19 protein-coding genes are annotated in these 21,806 nt (G+C 68.3%); 7 read left to right on the top strand and 12 right to left on the bottom strand.

From position 1 onward, the window contains the following. Positions 1 to 404 precede the first annotated feature (404 nt). Entirely contained in the window at positions 405 to 2,717 is a 2,313-nt protein-coding gene (locus ACTOWL_RS06800; protein WP_441320447.1) for a TonB-dependent hemoglobin/transferrin/lactoferrin family receptor, read from the top strand. 64 nt (positions 2,718 to 2,781) lie between these two features. Here ACTOWL_RS06800 and ACTOWL_RS06805 read toward each other — a convergent pair whose 3' ends face one another. Then, on the bottom strand, positions 2,782 to 5,217 hold the full coding sequence (locus ACTOWL_RS06805) for a hypothetical protein (RefSeq protein WP_441320448.1): 2,436 nt from the start codon (positions 5,215 to 5,217) through the stop codon (positions 2,782 to 2,784). Positions 5,218 to 5,705: 488 nt separating this feature from the next. Here ACTOWL_RS06805 and ACTOWL_RS06810 point away from each other — a divergent pair, with 488 nt between their 5' ends. Further along, positions 5,706 to 6,425 (top strand): hypothetical protein, encoded by a 720-nt coding sequence (locus ACTOWL_RS06810; RefSeq protein WP_441320449.1) that lies wholly within the window; start codon positions 5,706 to 5,708, stop codon positions 6,423 to 6,425. Positions 6,426 to 6,509: 84 nt separating this feature from the next. Here the strand turns inward: ACTOWL_RS06810 and ACTOWL_RS06815 are convergent, their stop codons facing one another. From ACTOWL_RS06815 to ACTOWL_RS06825, 3 genes are read right to left on the bottom strand one after another with little or no spacing between them, the layout of a single operon-like run. After that, positions 6,510 to 7,019 (bottom strand): GNAT family N-acetyltransferase, encoded by a 510-nt coding sequence (locus tag ACTOWL_RS06815; protein WP_441320450.1) that lies wholly within the window; start codon positions 7,017 to 7,019, stop codon positions 6,510 to 6,512. Continuing rightward, on the bottom strand, positions 7,016 to 8,599 hold the full coding sequence (locus tag ACTOWL_RS06820; protein ID WP_441320451.1) for an ABC transporter substrate-binding protein: 1,584 nt from the start codon (positions 8,597 to 8,599) through the stop codon (positions 7,016 to 7,018). The genes ACTOWL_RS06815 and ACTOWL_RS06820 overlap by 4 nt, the downstream gene beginning before the upstream one ends. Positions 8,600 to 8,632: 33 nt before the next feature. After that, positions 8,633 to 9,094 carry a hypothetical protein gene (locus tag ACTOWL_RS06825; RefSeq protein WP_441320452.1) on the bottom strand — a complete coding sequence of 154 codons (462 nt, stop codon included), beginning with the start codon at positions 9,092 to 9,094 and terminating at the stop codon, positions 8,633 to 8,635. Positions 9,095 to 9,313: 219 nt separating this feature from the next. Here ACTOWL_RS06825 and ACTOWL_RS06830 point away from each other — a divergent pair, with 219 nt between their 5' ends. The 5 genes from ACTOWL_RS06830 to ACTOWL_RS06850 are packed head-to-tail and all read left to right on the top strand — an operon-like array spanning position 9,314 to position 14,540. After that, on the top strand, positions 9,314 to 10,906 hold the full coding sequence (locus ACTOWL_RS06830) for an ABC transporter substrate-binding protein (RefSeq protein WP_441320453.1): 1,593 nt from the start codon (positions 9,314 to 9,316) through the stop codon (positions 10,904 to 10,906). A 4-nt stretch (positions 10,907 to 10,910) separates the two neighbouring features. Continuing rightward, positions 10,911 to 11,984, top strand: coding sequence for an ABC transporter permease (locus ACTOWL_RS06835; protein ID WP_441320454.1), 1,074 nt, complete (start codon positions 10,911 to 10,913; stop codon positions 11,982 to 11,984). Further along, positions 11,981 to 12,910 carry a nickel transporter permease gene (gene nikC / locus ACTOWL_RS06840; RefSeq protein WP_441320455.1) on the top strand — a complete coding sequence of 310 codons (930 nt, stop codon included), beginning with the start codon at positions 11,981 to 11,983 and terminating at the stop codon, positions 12,908 to 12,910. Before ACTOWL_RS06835 ends, nikC begins: the two co-directional genes overlap by 4 nt. Before the next feature lie 11 nt (positions 12,911 to 12,921). Continuing rightward, the gene (locus ACTOWL_RS06845) at positions 12,922 to 13,761 is read left to right on the top strand and encodes an ABC transporter ATP-binding protein (protein WP_441320456.1); all 840 of its coding nucleotides are present in this window, start codon (positions 12,922 to 12,924) and stop codon (positions 13,759 to 13,761) included. Positions 13,762 to 13,772: 11 nt separating this feature from the next. Then, positions 13,773 to 14,540, top strand: a complete 768-nt coding sequence (locus ACTOWL_RS06850) for an ABC transporter ATP-binding protein (RefSeq protein WP_441320480.1) — start codon at positions 13,773 to 13,775, stop codon at positions 14,538 to 14,540. Between the two features lie 40 nt (positions 14,541 to 14,580). Here the strand turns inward: ACTOWL_RS06850 and ACTOWL_RS06855 are convergent, their stop codons facing one another. The 8 genes from ACTOWL_RS06855 to ACTOWL_RS06890 all read right to left on the bottom strand — a co-directional run bounded on the left by ACTOWL_RS06855 (position 14,581) and on the right by ACTOWL_RS06890 (position 21,722). Then, complete coding sequence (locus ACTOWL_RS06855) at positions 14,581 to 15,720, bottom strand: branched-chain amino acid ABC transporter substrate-binding protein (protein WP_441320457.1); 1,140 nt, start codon at positions 15,718 to 15,720, stop codon at positions 14,581 to 14,583. 126 nt (positions 15,721 to 15,846) lie between these two features. Further along, positions 15,847 to 18,021, bottom strand: a complete 2,175-nt coding sequence (locus ACTOWL_RS06860; protein ID WP_441320458.1) for a beta strand repeat-containing protein — start codon at positions 18,019 to 18,021, stop codon at positions 15,847 to 15,849. Between the two features lie 53 nt (positions 18,022 to 18,074). Then, complete coding sequence (locus ACTOWL_RS06865) at positions 18,075 to 18,500, bottom strand: DUF3574 domain-containing protein (protein ID WP_441320459.1); 426 nt, start codon at positions 18,498 to 18,500, stop codon at positions 18,075 to 18,077. 92 nt (positions 18,501 to 18,592) lie between these two features. Continuing rightward, the gene (locus ACTOWL_RS06870) at positions 18,593 to 18,799 is read right to left on the bottom strand and encodes a hypothetical protein (RefSeq protein WP_441320460.1); all 207 of its coding nucleotides are present in this window, start codon (positions 18,797 to 18,799) and stop codon (positions 18,593 to 18,595) included. Positions 18,800 to 19,025: 226 nt separating this feature from the next. Further along, the gene (locus ACTOWL_RS06875; protein WP_441320461.1) at positions 19,026 to 19,784 is read right to left on the bottom strand and encodes a response regulator transcription factor; all 759 of its coding nucleotides are present in this window, start codon (positions 19,782 to 19,784) and stop codon (positions 19,026 to 19,028) included. After that, positions 19,777 to 20,517 (bottom strand): LuxR C-terminal-related transcriptional regulator, encoded by a 741-nt coding sequence (locus tag ACTOWL_RS06880; RefSeq protein WP_441320462.1) that lies wholly within the window; start codon positions 20,515 to 20,517, stop codon positions 19,777 to 19,779. Before ACTOWL_RS06880 ends, ACTOWL_RS06875 begins: the two co-directional genes overlap by 8 nt. A 113-nt stretch (positions 20,518 to 20,630) precedes the next feature. After that, positions 20,631 to 20,759 carry a hypothetical protein gene (locus ACTOWL_RS06885; RefSeq protein WP_441320463.1) on the bottom strand — a complete coding sequence of 43 codons (129 nt, stop codon included), beginning with the start codon at positions 20,757 to 20,759 and terminating at the stop codon, positions 20,631 to 20,633. Positions 20,760 to 20,948: 189 nt separating this feature from the next. After that, positions 20,949 to 21,722, bottom strand: a complete 774-nt coding sequence (locus ACTOWL_RS06890; RefSeq protein WP_441320464.1) for a helix-turn-helix transcriptional regulator — start codon at positions 21,720 to 21,722, stop codon at positions 20,949 to 20,951. Positions 21,723 to 21,806 lie beyond the last annotated feature (84 nt).

The following is a 21,806-nucleotide window of genomic DNA, read 5'->3' on the forward strand; positions in this document are numbered from 1 at the left end:
CGCCGGGCACGAACAACGGACAACGCCACCCTTCGCCGCGAACCCCTGGGATTCCGGCGCTGGTAATGGCGCTGATCAAAAAGATGGCCGGACCCTAGTCGAGGTTTGTTGCAGACAGATGTCGCTTCGCTGGGTTTTCTTAAGAATGTTGTGGACGATTTCTCTTGCCGAAGTCGGCGAAAGGTTCCGTGGATGCTTTTCGAATCTGGTTTCGTGTCCAGTAGAGTGAGATTAAGAATGATTTGCAGAATATTGTTGACGTTTCGTTGCCGCTGCGGATAACTCACAGCCGGATCGCGCGGTGCCGAGGCCAGTCAGAGCCCGCGCCGTCGCATTCCCGGTTCAGCCAGGTCGGATTCACCCCCAGCCGCCGGACTCGTTCTCGCGCAGTGGGGGAAGTCAGCATGGTCGGTCGGTATCGCGGCGCATTGCGCCTGGGCGTGGCGCTGGGCGCCTTGGGTCTGGGTGGGGCGGCCGCCCTCGCGCAGTCGGTGCCGGACACCGCCACGCCGGCCGCGCCGGTCCAACCGTCCGACCCGGCGCTGCAGCTGGCGCCGATCCCGGTCACCGGCGCCGCGGCCGAGGAGCAGCCGGCCTGGACCGACAGCACCGACCGGGAGGAGCTGGACCAGCGCTTCGTGCGCAGCTGGACCGATCTCGGCCGCCGCGTCGACGCCGGGGTGAACTTCAACCGCGCCAATGACAGCATCAACATCCGCGGCCTGGACGGCGACCGGGTGCTGACCACGCTCGACGGCATCCGGCTGCCCTATCTGAACGACGGCGCCCGCGAGGTCCGCGGCGGGCTGCGCAGCTTCGATTTCGACTCCCTGTCCATGGTCGAGGTCATCCGCGGCGCCGATTCCAGCCGCTACGGCTCGGGCGCGCTGGGCGGCGTGCTGGCGCTCCGCACCTTCGATCCGGAGGACCTGCTGATCGACGGCCAGGACTATGGCGGCATCGCCAAGTTCGGCTATCAGGGCGACGACGACAGCGTCGGCGGCAGTGCCGCGGTCGCCGGCCGCATCGCCACCGACACCTACCTCATGCTGCAGGGCGGCTTCCGCATCGGCCACGAGCTCGACAATCGCGGCAACGTCGGCGGCTATGGCGCCGACCGCACCAAGCCGAACCCGGACGACTACAACCAGCAGAACATCCTGGTGAAGCTGGCGCATCATTTCGAGGGCGGCCACCGCCTGTCCTTCACCGGCGAGTATTTCCGCCGCCAGGACAACCTCGACATCCGGACCGACCAGGGGCCGGGCGAGAGCTACCTGATCGGCCATGACGACGGCATCGAGCGCACCGAGCGCAAGCGCGCCTCGATCGACTACGACTACACGGCGCCGAAATCGGGCGGCCTGCTCGACCAGGCGCATCTGACGCTGTACTGGCTGGCGACCGAGCGGCTCGACGGCAATGACGGGCTGCGCAGCGTCGATTCCCGCGCCTTCATCATCCCGGGCGACCCGTTCCAATACGGCTATCCCAGCGGCCGCTACGAGCGCCGGAACCGGATCGAGGAGACGCTGTGGGGCCTGAACGGCGAGGCCGGGAAGACGGTCGACCTGGCCGGGCTGCCGAACCGCCTGACCCTCGGCGGCGAGTACTACCACATCGGGGTCGAGCAGCATTCCGGCGGCGTCGACAACTGCCCGACGCCGCCGACCACGCGGCCGGCGATCTTCGGCCCGCGGCTGTGCGACTTCCTGCACAGCAACCAGGCCGACATGCCGGAGGTGCAGGGCAACACCGTCGGCCTCTATGCCGAGGACGAGATCGCGCTGCTCGACGGCCGGGTCAAGATCACCCCCGGCCTGCGCTTCGACTGGTACGAGCTGAACCCGCAGGAGACCGCGGCCTATCGCGACAATGCCAATGTCGGGCCGAATGGCGGCGACCTGCCGTCCTCGTCCTCCGACAGCGCGCTGTCGCCGAAGGTGCTGGTGTCGTGGCAGGCGCTGGAGGAGGTGACGCTCTACGCCCAATGGGCCAAGGGCTTCAAGGCGCCGACCGCCGACCAGCTGTACCTCAACTATGGCGGCGCCGGCACCTATCTCCGGCTCGGCAACCCGGACCTGAAGCCGGAGACCAGCAGCGGCTACGAGATCGGCGCGCGGCTCGGCGACGACGACCTCGGCGGCTCGATCACCTGGTTCGACAACTGGTACCGCAACTTCATCGACGCCGTCGATGTCGACCCCGAGAGCGTCGGCGTGCCGTCCGGCACCTATCCGCTCGGCGTCAGCGCCTATGAGAATAGGGCGCGGGTGCGGATCTACGGCATCGAGGCGGCGGCGCATTGGCGCTTCGGCGACGGCTGGCGCAGCTGGGCCTCGCTGGCCTGGGCCGTCGGCCGCGACGAGGGCGAGAAGGTCTATCTCAACTCGGTGCCGCCGCTGCGCGCCATCCTCGGCCTCGGCTACGACGCCGCCAGCTGGGGCGCCGACGCCTCGGTGACCATGGCGACCAAGCGCGACAAGGTCGAGGAGGACACCCAGTTCAAGGCGCCGGGCTACGCCATCGTCGACCTGACCGGCTGGTGGGAGCCGGAGCGGCTGAACGGCGTGCGCATCCAGGCCGGCGTGTTCAACCTGTTCGACCGGAAATACTACGACGCGCTGAACATCCCCGACGAGAACCGGGCCCAGCCGCTGCGCTACTACACCGAGCCGGGCCGCAGCGTGCGGCTGAACCTGACCTACAAGTTCTGAAGCGGCATCCTGCCGCCTGAGAGGGGCCGCCCTGGCGGCGGCCCCTCTCAGGCGCATCGCCTGTTCAGGTGTACCCGAGGGTGACGAGAAACATCCAATTCTGCTGATTCGAGATCTTGAGCAGAACCACCTCAAGTGAGTACGGCGAAGGTGGTTGATTCAGGTCTTCTATGTCTCCGCTCGTAAAGACCGATACGCCACCCAATTTTGCATTTTCTTCCGAATATGGAACAATGCTGAGAATTGATCCGCTCTTCGGATTGCCCTCGATGTCGGCGATAACAAGGTCGTACGGGCCTATATTGGCGTAGTAGCTTTGGGCATCATTCTCAGGCTGGCCGTTGACACCCGAGCCGTACAGATTGACATAGATTTTCGTATCGGTCGCATTCCTGACGATGACGTAGCAGCATCCGCCGGTGGCGAGCAGCTCCTTGATCGGGATCTGCCAGCCGTCGATGCCACGAAAGACCGAGTTCAGGGTCGCCTGGCTTTCCAGAATGTAGTCGACCAGCCGCGTCGGCCAGCTGGCCACGTATTTGGTATAGGTGTTGAACGTCGAGCCGCCCGAAGACTCGGTGGTGAGTGGCGTATTGATGGCAATATAGGTCTGGCTGGGAGAGCTGGAGCTCATATCGACGGCAAGTCCGGCGGTCGCGGTTCCGGATTCGAAGCTGTAGCTATCGATAACGTACTTGCTATTGGTGGGAATCAAGGCCTTCAGAACCTGCTCGATATAGCCGGGCAGCATCTTGCGGGCCTGCGACGGCGTGGCCTTGGACGGCCAGAACAGCGAGTCGACGCCCGACGGCACCAGGCACATGTCATAGAAGATCTGGAGCTTGCGCCAATCGGTCAGCACCATCTCCTCGATCGTGGCGATCTCCTCCTCGATCTGCTCGAAGGCCAGCAGGAGGCTCGCCTCCATCTGCGCGTATGTGTTGAACCCGGCGTCCTTCGGCTGCTGGCGTTCCGATTTCAGCTGGGTGCTGTTGAAGGCGGTCTGCAGCAGGTTGGCGACGGCCGAGATGCCGGTGGAAGCGAGCGTCTTGGCCATCGAGCTTTCTCCCCCCGTGGCGAGGCCGGCCCCGACATTCAGCGCCGTGTAGATGATGCCCATGACGAGTTGCTCCCATTTGAACTTGGCCTTCAGGGTGGTGGCGGGGGCCACCTGCAACTCCGCTGCAATGTCGTTGAGAACCAGGGACTGCGCCTGCGTCAGCTCCATCGCCACGAGCGACATCTGCTGAAACAGGTTCTGGACCGCCTGTGCCGCGGTCAGCTCGGCGACGAGCTGACTGACGACCTCGTCCCAGTCCGGGTATGGCGGTGGGCTGCCGTCCGGCGGATTGGGATTGGGGATCGCCAGGATCTGGGATTGAAAGTTGGCCAGCGGGGCGGCGAGATTCGTGTATTGCGGCCGCAGCCCGCCTGGTGGCGGTCCCCCGACCGTCTTGGTGCCCCCTCCGGAGACGGTGATCGTCTTCGTCGGCCAGAGCTGCTTTTCAATGTAGTCGTAGGTTGTCGAATTCAGTGTGGGGAAGGCGACGGGCGGCTGCGCGAGCAGCGTCTGAAGCGCAAGGCCGGGAAAGAACTCCCACTGCTGCCCTGGCGTCGGGCGGCCCTGGGCGTAAGGGGTCATGGTCAGCTGGGCGCCAGACTGCGGCGCGTCGCCCTGCATCGGCGCCGTCAGCGCGCAGGTGGCCTCATTCGCATTGGTGGCCAGGCTGACCAGAACGCCACGTTGCGAGACGATCCAGACCTGGTTGGCCGAAGGCGTGCTGGCGGTCAACGGGAACACCCAGACCGTGCCGTCGAGATCGCCGCTGGAATCAATGCCGGCCGTCAGCACCAGCTCGGAGTTCCAGGCATTCACAAGGCAGCCGGTCGCCGTCAGCTGCCAGGTCGACCCGTTGCCGAAGCCGACGCGCGGAGCAACGATGGCCTGGGTGCTCGTGGGCATGATGTCCAGCGAATGACCCGACTTCAGGCTGCCGGAGATCTTCATCGGCAGCGAGACGAGGAGGTCCTCGCCAGCCGGGCTCTGCAGGCTTTTGATCGTCGTCCACTGGTCGACCACGGTGTAGCAGGGAAGGATGCTCCACTGCTGCATCGTGGTGGGAGCCGTTCCCGGATAATCCTGACCATTGGTGGTCAGCACGGAACCGTTGCCGGGCGATCCTTCCACCGAGAGAACCTGGATCTGAGGCGGCGCGCTGCTGTTCCTGTTTGCCAGCCAGGCGGTATAGGACTCCTTTGTGGCGATCATTGCCGTCCCGCCCCCGCCCGACAGGATCACCCATTGCTGGATCTGCCCCGGGCCGATGGCCGCCAGGGTAACGGTTGAGCTGCTTTCATCCAGGGTGAGAAAGAGTTCCGAATTGATGGCGCTGCAGATGTATCCGTCCCAGCTGATCGACCACTGCTGGTTCCCGAAACTGGCTCCCCCCTTTTGCGGTGTTATTGTCGATGCCTGCAATTGCTGCTGCCAAAGCAGCAATGTGCCTCTCGAGTCACCCCAGGTATTATAGCATAAGACGTAAGGCGGATTCCAATTACCGGTCGTTGTAAGTTGAATGGCAAAATATTGAGACATAATATTCTCCTGTTACAGAGCCAAGAAAAACTATTGTCGCTGAAGGTCCGTTCTTTTGTTGGATAGACTGTCTGATGCCTGGATTGGCGTATGTGGTCCGGCTTACGGCGCCACGAATGCATAATATGGTATGACGAAAAATTGCGATCCCATAGATCCAAATTGGACCGATCGAGGGCGACGACAGCGTTGGCGGCGCCGACATCTCTCTCGACTCGGTGCCCGCCGCTGCGCGCCATCGTCGGTCTCGGCTATGACGCCGCCAACTGGGGCGCCGAGCCCGCGGTGACCATGGCGACCAAGCGCGACAAGATGGAGGAGGACACCCAGTTCAAGGCGGCCGGTCGAGTTGTAAACGCAATGTGCAATTGCTTTAATTCGCGATTTTGTTCGTGCTATGTTCTATTAACAAGGCGCACTCCGTTTCCACCCTGCAGCCCGCCGCACCGGCCTACGACCAGGCCGATGCCGAGCAGGCGGAGGCGATGCATCAGGCCACGATGACCGCCATCGGGGCCAATGACGCCGCCAAGGCCAGGGAGTTCGGGCTGGCCTTCGACCGGGCCGGCCGCGGCGTTCGCCGCACGCTGGCGCTCAAGCTCCACCTCGCCCGGAAGCGCCAGGAGATGGCGGAGAAGGCCGCTGTCCACGCCCGCGACAGCGCGGCGGCGAAGGAGACGCGCCGCCACCGGGTGGCCCGCGCCGTCGCCTGCTCGGTCGCCGCCAACCGCGACCTCGATGTCGGGACCTGCGAGGCGCAGATCGCCGCGATGTGGAAGCGGCTGGTCGACGACCCGGAGATCGATGCCGACCTCGCCCTCGCCGGGCATGCGCTGGAGGAGATCGTCTTCCATCTCTGCCGCGACATGCGCATCCGCCCCGACCCGGCCTGGATCGACCCGCAGTATTCCGGCACCGACTGGTTCGGACGGCGCCCGAGGGCGGAGGGCGACAAGCCGCCCGCGTCCTGGTGGCCCGAGGACGGCCCCGATGCCGGCCGCTACTGGCATCTCGAGGAGAGCGACAAGATCTCGGTCCGGGGCTGGTACGACATCGACACCGGCGAAAAGCTCGACCGCGCCCCCTGGCTGCTGAAACCGGGCGGCGGCTGACCGCCGCCGCACAAACCCTTGTGTGCCCGAGAGGCCGATGGCTTTGCCGTTCCCACCTGGCGGGAGAGGCAACGCGTCCGTGTCCTATGCCCTTGTCCGCTCCAGCAGGACGACCGGATGGTCCTTGTAGGTGAGGCGGCGGATCTCCTGATAGCCGCAGGCGCCGGCCAGGCGCAGCGACGGCGCGTTCTCCGGATCGATGATGCAGACGCTGCGGTCCCAGCCGCGGGCGTCGGCCCAGCCCAGGGCGGCACGGACCGCCTCGCCGGCCAGGCCGCGGCCCTGGGCCCAGGGCATCAGGATCCAGCCGCCCTCCGGCACGCCGTCGAATCCCAGTCCGCGGCGGAAATCGGCGAAGCCGACCTCGCCGACGAAGCGGCCGCCGGCGCGCTCGCGCACCGCCCAGTAGCCGAAGCCGAGCAGCCCCCACAGCCCGCCATAGCGCAGCAGCCGGGCCCAGCTCTCCTCGGCCGTCGAGGGCCGGCCGCCGATGAAGCGGGTCACCTCCGGATCCGCCCACATCGCGGCGAGGTCGTCGAAATCCTCCGCCCGGTGGGGGCGGAGGACCAGGCGTTCGGTCTCGATGGTGCTCACTTCTTGGTCACCAATCGATAATAAATCTGGTCGGTGGTGGCGCCGTTGACGTAGCCCTGCACCGACTTCGCCATCGCCACCTGGCTGACCGCCTGGAACATGATCACGATCGGCGACGAAGCCTGGACCTTGCGCTGCAGGTCGACATACATCGCGTCGCGCTTGGCGGCGTCGCGCTCCTTCAGCGCCGCATCGGTCTCGGCGCTCAGCTCCGGCACCAGCCAGTTGTTGCGCCAGGTGGTGGTGCTCTGCGGCGACCCGTCGGAATTGTCGACGTTGTAGGCGAAGGCGCCGGCGTTGGAATGCGGGTCCATGAAGTCCGGGCCCCAGTACAGCAGCACCGCCTCGTGGTTGCGGGCGCGGTACTTGGTGATCACCTGGCTGCCGGTGCCGGGCACCAGCTCCAGCGTGATGCCGGCCTGGGCGAAGGTCGATTGCAGCGACTGCGCGATCTCGGTGAAGGGCGGGCTGGAGATCACGTCCATCTTGATGGTCAGCCCGTCCTTGACGCCGGCCTCGGCCAGCAGCGCCTTGGCCTTGGCGACGTCCAGCTTGAACGGCGTGTCGTTCAGGGCGCCGGGGAAGCCCTCGGGCCAGAAGGCCTGGTGAATCTTCATCTGGCCGCGCAGGAAGCTCTTGGTCATGCCGTCATAGTCGACCAGGTACCGCACCGCCTCCCACAGCTTCGGGTTCTGCAGCGCCTCGGCCTTCTGGTTCAGGCTGAAGAAATGCACCGCGGCCTGCGGGTAGGTGCCGATGGCGATGCCGTCCTTGCCCTCCAGCGCCGCCACCTGGTCCGGCGTCAGGTCGCGCGCGATGTCGGCGTCGCCGGCCTCCAGCAGCAGGCGCTGGGTCGCCGGCTCGGCAACATGGCGGTAGATCACCGACTTCATCGCCGGGGCGCCGCGGAAATAGGCCGGGTTGGCGCGCAGCGCGATCGACTCGGCCGGCTTGTAGGCGCGCAGCGCGAACGGGCCGGTGCCGGCCGAGTTCTGGCCCAGCCAGGCATTGCCCAGATCGCCGTCCTTGGCATGCTCCATCACCGTGGTCTCGTCGACCACCGAGGCGGGGCGGGAGGCCAGGATGTTGAGCACGAAGCTGGGGGCGAAGCCGCCGCTGGTGGTGACCGTGACCTCGGCATCGCCGGTCTTGCGCACCATCTGCTCGACATTGTCCGGCGTCCAGCCCAGCTGGGTCAGGACGAAGGCCGGCGCCTTGTTCAGCTTGACCGTGCGGGCGAGCGAGAACACCACGTCCTCCGGCTGCAGCGGGTTGCCGCCCTGGAAGGTCACGCCCGGCCGCAGCTTGAAGATCAGGGTCTTGCCGTCGTCGGACACCGCCCAGCTCTCGGCCAGACCGCCGACCAGCGTCTGCATGTCCTCGGCCTCGTACTGCACCAGCCGGTCATAGGTGTTGGTGACGATCTCGCCGGAGGTGAACTCGTAGGCCTGGGCCGGGTCCAGGCTGACGATGTCGTCGATGTTCTTGGCCACCACCAGCGCGTCGGCCGGCGTCGCCGCGACCGCGGGAAGCGGCGCCAGCAGCGCCGCGGCGAGAAGGAAGGACGGTAGGGTCCGCATTCTTTGTCTCCCTGTTTGGTGTTCGCGAGTCCGTCAGCCGGCCAGCAGGGCCGGCACCAGCAGCGGGGCCAGCCAGCGGCCGCGCTCGGCGGCGGCCGTGTCGTAGCGGCCCTCGGCGTCCAGCACGTTGACCGTGCCCAGCACCCGCCCGTCATAGAGCACCGGAAAGTTCAGCACCGCGCCGCAGCCCAGCGAGCCGATCAGCTCATGGTCCGGGAACACCTCGGCGATCTCGGCCAGGGTGCGGCCCAGGAACACCTCGCGCCGGCCGATCACCTGGGCCGACCAGCGATTCTCCTGCATCGGCTTGCGGCCGGTGACCGGGTAGGAGGAGGCGTCGTTGGTGTAGACCCGCTCCGCCTCCGCCATGTCGGCGCGCAGCGCCATGATGGTGAACAGCCGGTGGCCCAGCAGCGCCCGGTAGGCGGCGTCGGCGGCGCGGTACAGCGCTAGCGGCTGGCCCGGCTCGGCCTGTGCCGCGGCCAGCGCCGCCACGGCCGTCCATATATGTGCTGATCGATCCACCCTGTCCCCCATCCGCGTCCCGGTGTTCGGGCGAGCCTAGGCGGAATTCCGCCGGCGGCAAGCGTCTTCCGATGGCCGGGAACGTTCCTTGACTCCGGTCCGATGCGGCCCGGAAGATGAGCCGACCCCGGGAGCCGACGCCCGGTTCCGTCCCGTGGTCTTGGACATAACAAACAGGGAGGGGAAAACGTGATCAAGCGTTTCACCCGCAACATACTCGCAGCGACGATCCTGGCCTGCGCCAGCCTGCCGGCGATGGCCGAGACGCCGAAGGACACTCTGGTCGAGGCCTGGCAGATCGACGACATCATCTCGCTCGACCCGGCCGAGATCTTCGAGTTCTCGGCGGCCGAGTACCAGGCCCAGGTCTATGAGCGGCTGATCGGCTACGACGTCAAGGACGTCAGCAAGATCCTGCCCGGCGTGGCCGAAAGCTGGACCGTCTCCGACGACGGCCTGACCTACACCTTCAAGATCCGCAGCGGGGTGAAGTTCCACTCCGGCAACCCGCTGACCGCCCAGGACGCGGCCTGGTCGCTGCAGCGCGCGGTGAAGCTGAACCTGTCGCCGGCCTTCATCCTCGGCCAGTTCGGCCTGACTGCGGAGAATGTCGACCAGGTGGTCACGGCGCCGGACGACCGGACGCTGGTGTTCAAGACCGACAAGGCCTACGCCCCGACCTTCGTGCTGAACTGCCTGACCTCGGGCGTCGCCTCGGTGATCGACAGCAAGGAGGCGATGGCCCATGCGGCGAACGGCGATTTCGGCCATGAATGGCTGAAGACGCATTCCGCCGGCTCCGGCCCGTTCAAGCTGTCGGCCTGGAAGCCGAACGAATCCCTGGTGTTCGACCGCAACGACGACTACTGGCAGGGCAAGGCGGCCTTCCGCCGCGTCTTCATCCGCCATGTGGCCGAGGCGGCGACCCAGATGCTGCTGCTGCAGAAGGGCGATGTCGACGTCGCCCGCAACCTCAGCGCCGAGCAGCTCAAGTCGCTGGACGGCAACCCCGACATCAAGCTCGAGAACTCGCCCAAGGGCTCGGTCTGGTATGTCAGCTTCAACACCACGCACCCGCCCTTCGACAAGCCGGAGGTGCGGCAGGCGCTGAAATACCTGATCGACTATGACGGCATGGCCAACAGCTTCATGCGCGGCATCGCGGTGAAGCATGAGGGCTTCATCCCGCAGGGCATGCTGGGCGAGATCGCCGACCAGCCGTTCAAGCTCGACGTCGCCAAGGCCAAGGAGCTGTTGGCCAAGGCCGGTCTGCCGGACGGCTTCAAGACCACCTTCGACGTCTGGAACGCCTCGCCCTCGATGGACATGGCGCAGTCGATCCAGTCGACCTTCGCCCAGGCCGGCGTGCAGATCGAGATCATCCCCGGCGACAACAAGCAGACCTTGACCAAGTACCGGGCCCGCAACCACGACATGTATATCGGCCGCTGGGGCACCGACTATCAGGACCCGAACTCCAACGCCGAGACCTTCGCCATCAACGTCGACAACGGCGCCGACGCCAAGTCGAAGACCCTGGCCTGGCGCAATGGCTGGCAGGACGCGGATATGACCAAGCTGGCGCAGAGCGCGGTGACCGAGCGCGACGGCGCCAAGCGGGCGAAGATCTATGAGGACCTGCAGCGCAAGCACATGGAGATCTCGCCCTTCGCGGTGATGTTCCAGCAGACCGAGGTGCCGGCCATGCGCAAGAACGTCGAGGGCATCACCTGGGGCCCGGCCTTCGACAGCAACTTCTACTGGACCGGCAAGAAGTCCTGATCGCGTGACGGCCACCGATCTCCAGCCGGCCCCGGCCCGGCCCGGCGGCATCCGCCGCCGGCGCCGGCGCGGGCTGGTTCTCCGCATCGCCGGGGTGGTCGCCTCGCTGGCGACCACCTTCTTCGGCCTGCTCCTCGTCACCTTCTTCATCGGCCGGGTGGTGCCGATCGACCCGGTGCTCGCCGTGGTCGGCGACCGGGCGCCGCGCGACGTCTATGAGAAGGCGCGGCTGGAGCTCGGCCTCGACAAGCCGCTGTGGGACCAGTTCGCCCGCTATGCCGGGGACGTGCTGTCGGGCGATCTCGGCACCTCGGTGCTGACCTCGCGCCCGGTGCTCGAGGATATCGCCCGCGTGTTCCCGGCGACGCTGGAGCTGGCGACGCTGGGCGTCCTGTTCGGCATCGTCTTCGGAGTGCCGGCGGGGGTGATGGCGGCGGTCCATCGCGGCCGATGGCCCGACCATCTCGTCCGCGTGGTCGGGCTGATCGGCTATTCGGTGCCGATCTTCTGGCTCGGTCTGGTCGGCCTGTTGCTGTTCTACGCCAAGCTCAGCTGGGTGGCGGGGCCAGGGCGGCTCGACGTGTTCTATGACGGCCTCGTAGATCCGGTGACCGGCGTGATCACGCTCGACGCCGCGCTGGCCGGCGAATGGGACGTGTTCTGGAACGCGATCGACCATTTGCTGCTGCCGGCGGCGCTGCTCGGCTATTACAGCCTCGCCTATATCAGCCGGATGACGCGGTCCTTCATGCTCGACCAGCTGCGCCAGGAATACGTCACCACGGCGCGGGTCAAGGGCGTGTCGGAGCGGGCGGTGATCTGGCGCCATGCCTTCCGCAACATCCGGGTGCCGCTGCTGACCGTGGTCGCGCTGTCCTATGCCGGGCTGCTGGAGGGGGCGGTGCTGACCGAGACGGTGTTCGCCTGGCCGGGCCTCGGCCAGTACATCACCAACTCCCTGCTCAACGCCGACATGAACGCGGTGCTCGGCGGCACCATCGTGGTCGGCGCCGTCTATATCGGGCTGAACATGCTGTCCGACCTGATGTACCGCGTGCTGGACCCGAGGGCGCGATGACCGACCTGACGTCCCCACGCCCCGAGACCTGGCGCGGCTGGCTGCTGTCCGACACGCCGCAGTCGCGCGGCCAGGCCCGGCTCGGGCGGTTGTACCTGCTGTGGCTCGGCCTCGCCCGCAATCCGCTGGCCATGGTCGGCCTCGTCATCGTGCTGGCGCTGCTGGTCGCCGCCGCGATCGCGCCGATCCTGGCGCACCAGTCGCCGATCGAGCAGGACCTGGCGGACCGGCTGCAGCCCTTCAGCGCCGCGCATTGGCTCGGCACCGACGAGCTCGGCCGGGACATCTGGTCCCGCATCATCTACGGCACCCGGCTGACCCTCTTGATCGTCGTGCTGGTGGCGATCACCGCGGCGCCGGTCGGGCTGCTGATCGGCACCGTCTCCGGCTATCTCGGCGGCTGGGTCGACGCGGTCTTGATGCGGATCACCGACATCTTCCTGGCCTTCCCGAAGCTGATCCTGGCGCTGGCCTTCGTCGCCGCGCTCGGCCCCGGCATCGAGAACGCGATCATCGCCATCGCCATCACCTCCTGGCCGCCCTATGCCCGCATCGCCCGGGCCGAGACGCTGACCATCCGCAACGCCGACTTCATCAGCGCGGTGCGGCTGCAGGGCGCCTCCAGCGCCCGCATCGTCGCCCGGCACGTGGTGCCGCTGTGCCTGTCCTCGGTGATCGTCCGGGTCACGCTCGACATGGCCGGCATCATCCTGACCGCGGCGGGCCTCGGCTTCCTCGGCCTCGGCGCCCAGCCGCCGCTGCCGGAATGGGGGGCGATGATCTCCAAGGGCCGCAGCTTCATCCTCGACCAATGGTGGGTCGCGACCATGCCCGGCATCGCCATCTTCGTGGTCAGCCTGGGCTTCAACCTGCTGGGCGACGGGCTGCGCGACATCCTCGACCCGAAGCAGGGCGGGCAGTCATGAGTGCGGGGGGCGTGAGCCGCCCGCTGCTGGAGGTCGAGAACCTCTCGGTCACCTTCGACACCGCCAAGGGCCCGGTACGAGCCGTGCGCGGCATGGGCTTCACCCTCGGGCGCGAGAAGCTGGGCATCGTCGGCGAAAGCGGCTCCGGCAAGTCGATGACCGGCCGCGCGATCCTGCGCCTGGTCGGCCCGCCCGGCCGGGCCCAGGCCGACCGGCTGGTGTTCGACGGCATCGACCTGCAGCGCCAGAGCGAGCGGCAGATGCGCGCCATCCGCGGCCGTCGCATCTCGATGGTGATGCAGGACCCGAAATTCTCGCTCAACCCCGTGGTCACCGTGGGCGAGCAGGTGGCCGAGGCCTACCGCATCCACAAGCGCGCCTCCGCCCGCGAGGCCAAGAGGCGGGTGCTGGAGATGTTCGAGGCGGTGCGCATCCGCGACCCGGAGCGGGTCTGGGGCCTGTATCCGCACGAGGTCTCGGGCGGCATGGGCCAGCGCATCATGATCGCGATGATGCTGATCCCCGACCCGGACCTGCTGATCGCGGACGAGCCGACCTCGGCGCTGGACGTCACCGTGCAGATGCAGGTGCTGGCGATCATCGACGACCTGGTGACCCAGCGCGGCATGGGGCTGATCTTCATCAGCCACGACCTGAACCTGGTCGCCAGCTTCTGCGACCGGATCCTGATCATGTATGCCGGCCGGGTGGTGGAGAGCTGCCGGGCGGCGGAGCTGCACCAGGCCAAGCACCCCTACACCCGCGGCCTGCTCGAATCGCTGCCGCAGATCGGCGACACCCGGCCGTTCCTGCCGGTGCTGCAGCGCGACCCGGCCTGGCTGGAGGCGTGACGATGGATGCGATGATCACGATCACCGGGCTGGACGTCGTGTTCGGCGACACCCATGCCGTGCGCGACGCCTCGCTCACCGTGGCGCGGGGTGAGAGCTACGGCCTGGTCGGCGAAAGCGGCTCCGGCAAGTCGACCATCCTGCGCGCCTTGTCCGGCCTGAACTGGGACTGGACCGGCCGGATCGCGGTCGACGGGCGGGAGCAGGGGCGGCGCCGCGACAAGGGCTTCTTCAAGCTGTGCCAGATGGTGTTCCAGGACCCCTATGGCTCGCTGCATCCGCGCCAGACGGTGGACGCGACGCTGATGGAGCCGCTGGCGATCCATGGCTTCGACAACCGCGACGCCCGGGTCGAGCGGGTGCTGCAGGAGGTCGGGCTCGGCCCCAGCTTCCGCTTCCGCTATCCGCACCAGCTGTCGGGCGGGCAGCGCCAGCGCGTCGCCATCGCCCGGGCGCTGGTGCTGGAGCCGCGGGTGCTGCTGCTGGACGAGCCGACCTCTGCGCTCGACGTCTCGGTGCAGGCGGAGATCCTGAACCTGCTGAAGCGGCTGCGGGCCGAGCGCGGGCTGACCTATCTGCTGGTCACCCACAACCTCGCCGTGGTGTCGGTGATGTGCGACCGGCTGGCGGTGATGAATCGCGGCCGCATCGTCGAGACCCTGACCGCGGCGCAGCTGCATGACAGCACCGTGACCCAGCCCTACACGGCCCAGCTCCTCGAGGCCAGCCGCGGCTACGACCGCGCCGCCGCCGACCGGATCGAGGATTTCGCGGCGTGACGGCCGGGGGCGCGGAGATCCCGCGCCCCCGGCCCCGGGCTCACTGGCCGAGCTTGGCGACCTGCGCGTCGGACAGCTGCACCATCTTGCCGTCCTGCCAGGCGTAGAGGACGTAGTTGCTGCCGGCGGGGTCGCCCTTGGCGTCGAAGGTGAGGGGGCCGATCACCGTGTCATAGGCGCTGCCGTCATGCAGCGCCGTGGCGACCTTTTCGCCGTCGACCGATCCCGCCTTCTTGGCCGCCGCAGCCCAGGCCTGGACGGCGGCGTAGGTGTAGAGGGTATAGCCCTCCGGCTCGTAGCCCGCGGCGCGGAACTGGGCGACGGCCTCCTTGGCCCCCGGCTGGTCGCGCGGCTCCGGCCCGAAGGTGACCAGGGACCCCTGGCCGGCCGCGCCGGTGATGGCCCAGAACTCCTGCGACACGGTGCCGTCGTCGGACAGGAACTGCGCTTTCAGCCCCTGGTCGCGCATCTGGCGCAGGATCAGCCCGGCCTCGTTGTGCAGCCCGCCGAAGAAGACGGCGTCGACATTGGCCGCCTTCATCTTAGACACCACGGCCGAGAAGTCGCGCTCGCCGACGGTGATGCCCTCGTACAGCACCTCGGTCAGGCCGAGGCCGTTCATCCGCGCCTTGGTCGCATCCGCCAGGCCTTTGCCATAGGTGGTCTGGTCGTGCAGGACCGCGACCTTGCGGCCCTTGTAGGCGCTGGCCAGGAACTTGCCGGCGACGTCGCCCTGCTGGTCGTCGCGGCCGCAGGTGCGGAACACGGTCTTGATGCCCTGCTCGGTCAGCTGCGGGTTGGTCGAGCCCGGGGTGATCTGCAGCACGCCCTCCTCGGCATAGACGGTCGAGGCCGGGATCGAGACCGAGGAGTTGTAGTGGCCGATCACCGCGGCCACGCCCTCATCCACCAGCTCGTTCGCCGCCGCCACACCCTGGCGCGGGTCCGAGGCGTCATCGCCATAGACCAGCGCGACCTGTTCGCCATTGACGCCGCCGGCGGCGTTCAGGGCCTTGACCGCGGCCTCGGCGCCGCGGCGGTACTGCTCGCCCACCGAAGCGTTCGGGCCGGTCAGCGGCCCGGCGACGCCCAGCTTGACCTCGGCCATCGCCGGGGCCTGGACGGCGAGTGCGCCGAGGGCCGCGGTCGCCAGCAGGGTGATCGCAAAACGTGCTTTCAAAGCATCTCTCCTTGATTCGGCAGAGGCCGTCTGTGTTATCGGGACTGACGGCTGTTCGATCTTGAATTATGGCTACAGCCGTAAGCCGGGTGTCGCAGGTAGTGGCCGTAGAGCCGGGCGCTCGGCTCAGAGCGAGAAGTCGGCGGCGACCAGGCCGATGGCGCCGGTCAGCTGGATGTGGAAGTCGGAGACGCCGTCGCCATTGACGTCGCCGGCGATGGTGGTGACGCCGCCGACGATGGAATAGCGCAGCTCGCCGGCGTGATGGGTGTAGAGGCCGCTGCCGATGAAGCGGAACGCCTGGTCGCCGGCGGCGCCGGTGTTGGCGTCGATCCCCATCAGGTCGATGCGGTCGCCCTGGGCATGGCTGAAATCGGTGATCCGGTCGGCGGCGCCCCCGACCGGGCTCTGCGCCGCGCTGCCATAGACGAAGCGGTCGGCCCCGGCACCGCCGGTGAGCGTGTCCTTGCCGCCGGCGCCGGTGAGGACATCGTTGCCATTCCAGCCCTGCAGCACATTGGCGCCGGTGAGGACATCGTTGCCATTCCAGCCCTGCAGCACATTGGCGCCGGTGTTGCCGACGAGGTTGTCATTGCCCTGGCTGCCCGAGAGATTCTCGATCCCGGTGAGCCTGTCGCCCTGGGCCTCGCCGCCGCTGCCGGTGCCGGAGGCCAGGTTGACCACGACCCCGATCGAACCGGTGTAGTAGCTGGCGGTGTCGCTGCCGGCGCCGCCGTCGAGCGCATCCGCCCCGGCGCCGCCGCGCAGCACGTCGGCGCCGTTCCAGCCCTGCAGCACGTTGGCGCCGCCATTGCCGGCGAGGATGTCGTTGCCCTGGCTGCCGGAGAGGTTCTCGATGCTGATCAGGATGTCGTCCCGGGCCTCGCCGCCGCTGCCGGTACCGGAGGCGAGGTCGACCGTGACCCCTGCGGTGCCGTTGTAGTAGCTGGCGGTGTCGGTGCCGGCGCCGCCCTCCAGCACATCCGCCCCATACCCGCCGCGGAGCACGTCGTTGCCGCCGCCACCCACCAGGGTGTCGTCACCGGTCATGCCGCTCAAGGTGTTGGCCCCGGCGTCGCCGCTCAGGCTGTCGTTGAACTGGCTGCCGCCGAGATTTTCGATGCCGGTGAGGCTGTCGCCGCTGGCGTCGGCGCCCTGGCCGCTTCCGGTGGCCAGATCGACGATCACCCCTTCGAAGGTATCGAGATCCCCACCGTAATACGCCGTGTCTATGCCCTCGCCGCCGTCGAGCTGGTCGGCCGCGAAGCCCAGGCCGCCCTGGAGCATGTCGTCACCGGCGCCGCCCACCAGCTGGTCGCTCCCCTCGGCTCCGCCGAGGGTGTCGTTGCCGCCGAGGCCGGAGAGGATGTCGTCGCCGTCGCCGCCATAGAGATCGTTGGCGGCACCCGATCCGGTCAGCTGGTCGTAGCCGAAGCCGATGACGACGATGTTCTCGATGTCGGCACCGATGGCGTCGCCTTCCGCCTGGTCGCCTTGCCCGGTGCCGCCGATCGTCACGATGACACCGTCGAAGCCGTAATACATGATGGTGTCGTTGCCGTCCCCGCCGCTCAGCGTGTCGGCGCCGTTGCCGCCGGCGAGGACATCGTCGCCGCCCTCTCCGAACAGACGATCGTTGCCGTCCGTGCCCGACAGATCATTGCCGCCCGCCGATCCGATCAGCCAATCGTCGAAGTCGGATCCCGTGACGTTCTCGACATCGAGCCCGACCCGATCGCCTTCGGCATCGCCGCCGCGCGACACGCCCCCGATCTTCACCGTCACCGGACCGGAGCCGTTGTATCCCACCGTATCGATGCCGGCCCCGCCGCTGAACTGGTCGGCCCCGGCTCCGCCGACCAGGCTATCCCAGCCGTCGCCCCCGTTGAGGACGTCGTCGCCGGCGCCGCCCTTAAGGTAGTCTTGGCCATCCAGGCCGGAGAGGGCGTCGTTGCCGTCGTTGCCGGAGAGGTCGTTGTCTTCGGCAGAGCCCGTCAGGATATCGCGGGCGCTGCTGCCGATGATCCCCTCGATGTCGTCGCCAAGCACGTCGCCTGCGGCATCGCCACCCGAAGCGCTGCGGGTGCTGAGATTGACGGTCACACCGGCAGCGCTGTCGGAATAGTCGATGATGTCACGGCCGGTGCCGCCGAACAGCGTGTCCGCCCCGTCGCCGCCGTGCAGCACATCGTCACCGTGGCCGCCATCCAGCTGATCATTGCCGGCCAGGCCGTCGATGGTGTCGCCGTCGTCCGTGCCGACGAGGATGTCGTTGCCGTCCGTACCGATGATCGGTGCCATGGTTGCCTCTTTCTGAATGGGGGAGGAGGGCCGTTGCCCTCAGAGACGGTCTCTCAGAAGTCGACGCAGGTCTGGGACAGGGTCAGGCCGACCGATTGCTGGTGGAACCGGGCCTTGTAGGCGGCCCGGATCTCGGACAGGCGGGTCAGCGTGTCCGGCGCCAGGATCATCACGATGTAAGACGGCTCGTGCACGATCTGCCTGGTCTCGCTGTCGCGCCATTGGCCGCTGGCCTCGAACACCGTCAGCCCGTCCGGGAAGCGCGGCGTGACCTCGCCGCCCAGGAAGTCCGACCACTGCGCGTCGGAGACCGTGCCCTTGCCTTCGATGTTGCGGCCGAACAGCAGCTCGGCCTCCAGGCTGCCGGTGCCGCCGACGGTCTGGCACAGCGCCGGAGTGCTCTGCGCGTCCTGCGCCCGGGCCGTGGCGCCCGCCAGCAGGACGACGGAGATCAGCGCGGCACAAAGTCGTGTCGCCATGGTGTGTCCTCGTCTCTTGGCCCTGCCGGAAAGGCGGGCCATCATCGGTTCATGGAGGGGTCGGATGCGGATCGGACGGCGAAGCGGCGCCGCTAGTCCGGGCCGGTCGGCATCGGTCGGGACTCCGGGGCCGGGCAGATCCCCGGCGGGATGCACCAGACGTCCTCGATCCAGGCGACCGTCTCCGCCGCCGGTGTGGTGCCGGACCAGGCGTCGGGCGCCAGGTCCAGGCGCAGGCAAGGCCGGTCCCCGGTCGACCGATTGTCGTTGGCGGCATCGCCGCCGGAAAGGACAGGCATCGAGTGCTCCTGACTCGCGGCCGGGCACGGCCGCTCCGCCGGTTGCCGCATGCGGCCGGCGCAGTGTCGGAAGATCCCCGTTCAGATCCCGCGCCGCGGCGCGGCTTCGGCCGCGCTTCACCACTGCCGGCTTGCCGCCGGGGCACGGGATCGACTGTGGGCATTGTCCCGGGATGGGAAAAATCTCTCAATCCCCGAGGATTGGGGGATTGCCCGGCGGCCGAGGCTACGGGTCGAGCAGGCCGAGGCCGAGGGCGTTGGCCACCGCCTCGCTGCGGCTGGTCGCCCGCAGCTTGCGCATCGCCGAGGCGACGTATTCGTTGACGGTGTGGACCGACAGGGCCAGGCGCCGCGCCGCCTGCTTGCTGGAGTCGCCGCGCGCGACCCAGGCCAGGCAGTCGCGCTCGCGCGGCGCCAGCAGCGACGGTCCGTCGCCGCCGTTGCGCGCGCCAGCCGCGGCGAGCCGGTCCCGGATCTTCAGCGCCCGGCCGATATGCGGGCCGAGATGCTGCAGCAGCCGGACCTCCTCGTCGCCCCAGTCGGGGCGGCGCCGCGACCGCCACAGGGACAGGTGGGTGCCGAGGCCGCGCCGGTCGACATCGACCCAGTACAGGCCGCTGTGCCGATCCTGCGGCCGGGCATAGTCGTTGTAGAATTCGGTGCGGGTGAACGCCCGATCGGGCATCAGCATCCGGTCGACGAACACCGCCGGCAGCTGCGGCAGCATCGGCAGGATCGGCCAGGTCTGGTGATAATGCGCGTTGTAGAACGGGACGTAGCCGGGATCGGACTGGATCCGGATCGCCGCATCGGTCGGCATCGGCGTGCCGGTCGGATGCAGCGTCACGGCGGAGTCGCTGCCGAGCAGCCGGGCCAGGCGGCCCAGCACCGATCCCCAGTCATCCTCGCCCAGCGCGGCGTCATAGGACTGGCTGATCAGGCCGGTCAGCGCGCGTCCGTCGATCGCGCCCTGAAGCTCAGGCATCGAGCAGGCCGAGGCTGAGGGCGGTCGCCACCGCTTCGCTGCGGCTGGTCGCCCGCAGCTTGCGCATCGCCGAGGCGACATATTCGTTGACGGTGTAGACCGACAGGGCCAGGCGCTGGGCCGCCTGCTTGCTGGAGGCGCCGCGGGCGACCCAGGCGAGGCAGTCGCGCTCGCGCGGCGCCAGCAGCGACGGCGCGTCGCCGCCCCGTGTGCCCGTCGCGGCGAGCCGGCCCTGGATCTTCAGCGCCCGGCCGATATGCGGGCCGAGATGCTGCAGCAGCCGGACCTCCTCGTCGCTCCAGTCGGGGCGGCGCGGCGACCGCCAGAGCGAGAGATGCGCGCCCAGGCCCAGCCGGTCGAAATCGACCCAGTACAGGCCGCTGTGGCCGTCCTGCGGCCGGATGTAGTCGTTGTAGAACTCGGTGCGGAGAAAGTCGTCCTGCGGCACCAGCATGCGGTCGACGAAGACCGGCTGGGCCTGCAGCTGCTGCATCATCGGCAGGATCGGCCAGGTCTGGTGGTAATGGGCGTTGTAGAGCGGGATATAGGCCGGATCGCAGCCGACGCGGATGGCGACGTCGGTCGGCATCGGGGCGCCGGTCGGGTGCAGCGCCACCGCCTCGCCGCCGAGCAGCGCCAGCATCCGGCGCAGCACCGCCGCCCAGTCCTCGTCGCCGAGGGCGGCGTCGTAGGTCTGGCCGACCAGCTGGGCGATAGCGCGGTCATCCGGCATGGCGAAGCAGGGCAAGGACGCAGCAAACCGCCGGCGCTGTGCCGGCGGTTGGCCGAGACTATAGCAGATCTGGGATCGTTTGACGGCTCTTGCCGAAGCCGCGCGCCGCGCCTTCAGTGCAGGGTCAGCAGCAGCACTGCCGCCGACAGGGCCGTGCCGCCCGTGACCGCCGCGAAGCCCGGGCCGGCGCGCCACAGCAGCACCGCGATCAGACCGAAGGCCGCCATCAGAACCGGATTCATCTGCACCTCCCACCCCAATGGCGATCCCGCATCGCGCCCGGCGGCCGCACCACAATCAGAACAGAATTTGCGTCGAATTGTTTCCATCTCGGCGCAAAAAACCGGAATTTGCGGCGGGCGCACCGCGCGACACTCCACGGCAAGGGTCGCGGATTGTGGCGTTTGCCTCAATCCCCGAGGATTAGGGGATCACCTGCCGAGCAGGTCGAGCACCAGCGCCTTGGCCACGGCCTCGCTCCGGCTGGTCGCCGCCAGCTTGCGCATCGCCGTTCCGATGATGTCGTTGACCGCATGGATCGGCAGCGCGAGCTGGCGCGCGATCTCCTTGCTGGAGGCGCCGCGGGCGATCCCGGCCAGGCAGTCGCGCTCGCGCCCGGTCAGCTCCGCGGCGCCCTGCACCAGCTCGGCCGCCGCCCGATGGGCCGCGCTGGCGCCGAGGCGGCGCTCGATCTCCAGCGCCTGCTCGAGATGCGGGGCCAGCTGGTGCAGCAGGCGCAGCTGCGCCGGCTCCCACTCCGGCTGCCGGCGCGAGCGCCAGACCGAGATCAGGGCCGGGGTGGCCCCGCCGCCCTGCCGGTTGCGGGCCAGCCAGGACAGGCTGGCATGCTGGTCCTGCGGGGTCAGGAAGTCGGTGTAGAACTCGGTCCGGACATAGTCCCGGTCGGCCAGCAGCATGCGGTCGACGAAGACCGACCCGCCGGGCAGCCGCGGCAGCCAGGACCGGATCGGCAGGACGGTGTGGTAGTGGGCGCCGTACAGCCCGACATAGGCGAGGTCGATGCCGCTCACCAGCACCTGCACCGCCTGCCCGGGCGCCTGGGGGCGCTGCAGCACGGCCGCCTGGCCGCCGAGCATCCGCGCCAGGCCGCCCAGCACCCTGGTCCAGTCCTCGTCGCCGGCCGCGGCGTCGTAGATCTGGCCGATCAGGTCGAGGAACTGGTGCTCGTCCGGCATGGCGGGCATGGCGATGGGCGGCTTCGGCCGGGGGCCGGGCGGCGTGTTATAGCACGGCCGCCGGCCCCCGCCCCCTGTCGTCCCGGCGCGGCC

Origin of the sequence: Inquilinus sp. CA228 (genome assembly GCF_052078665.1) — a bacterium.
Lineage (GTDB): Bacteria > Pseudomonadota > Alphaproteobacteria > DSM-16000 > Inquilinaceae > Inquilinus.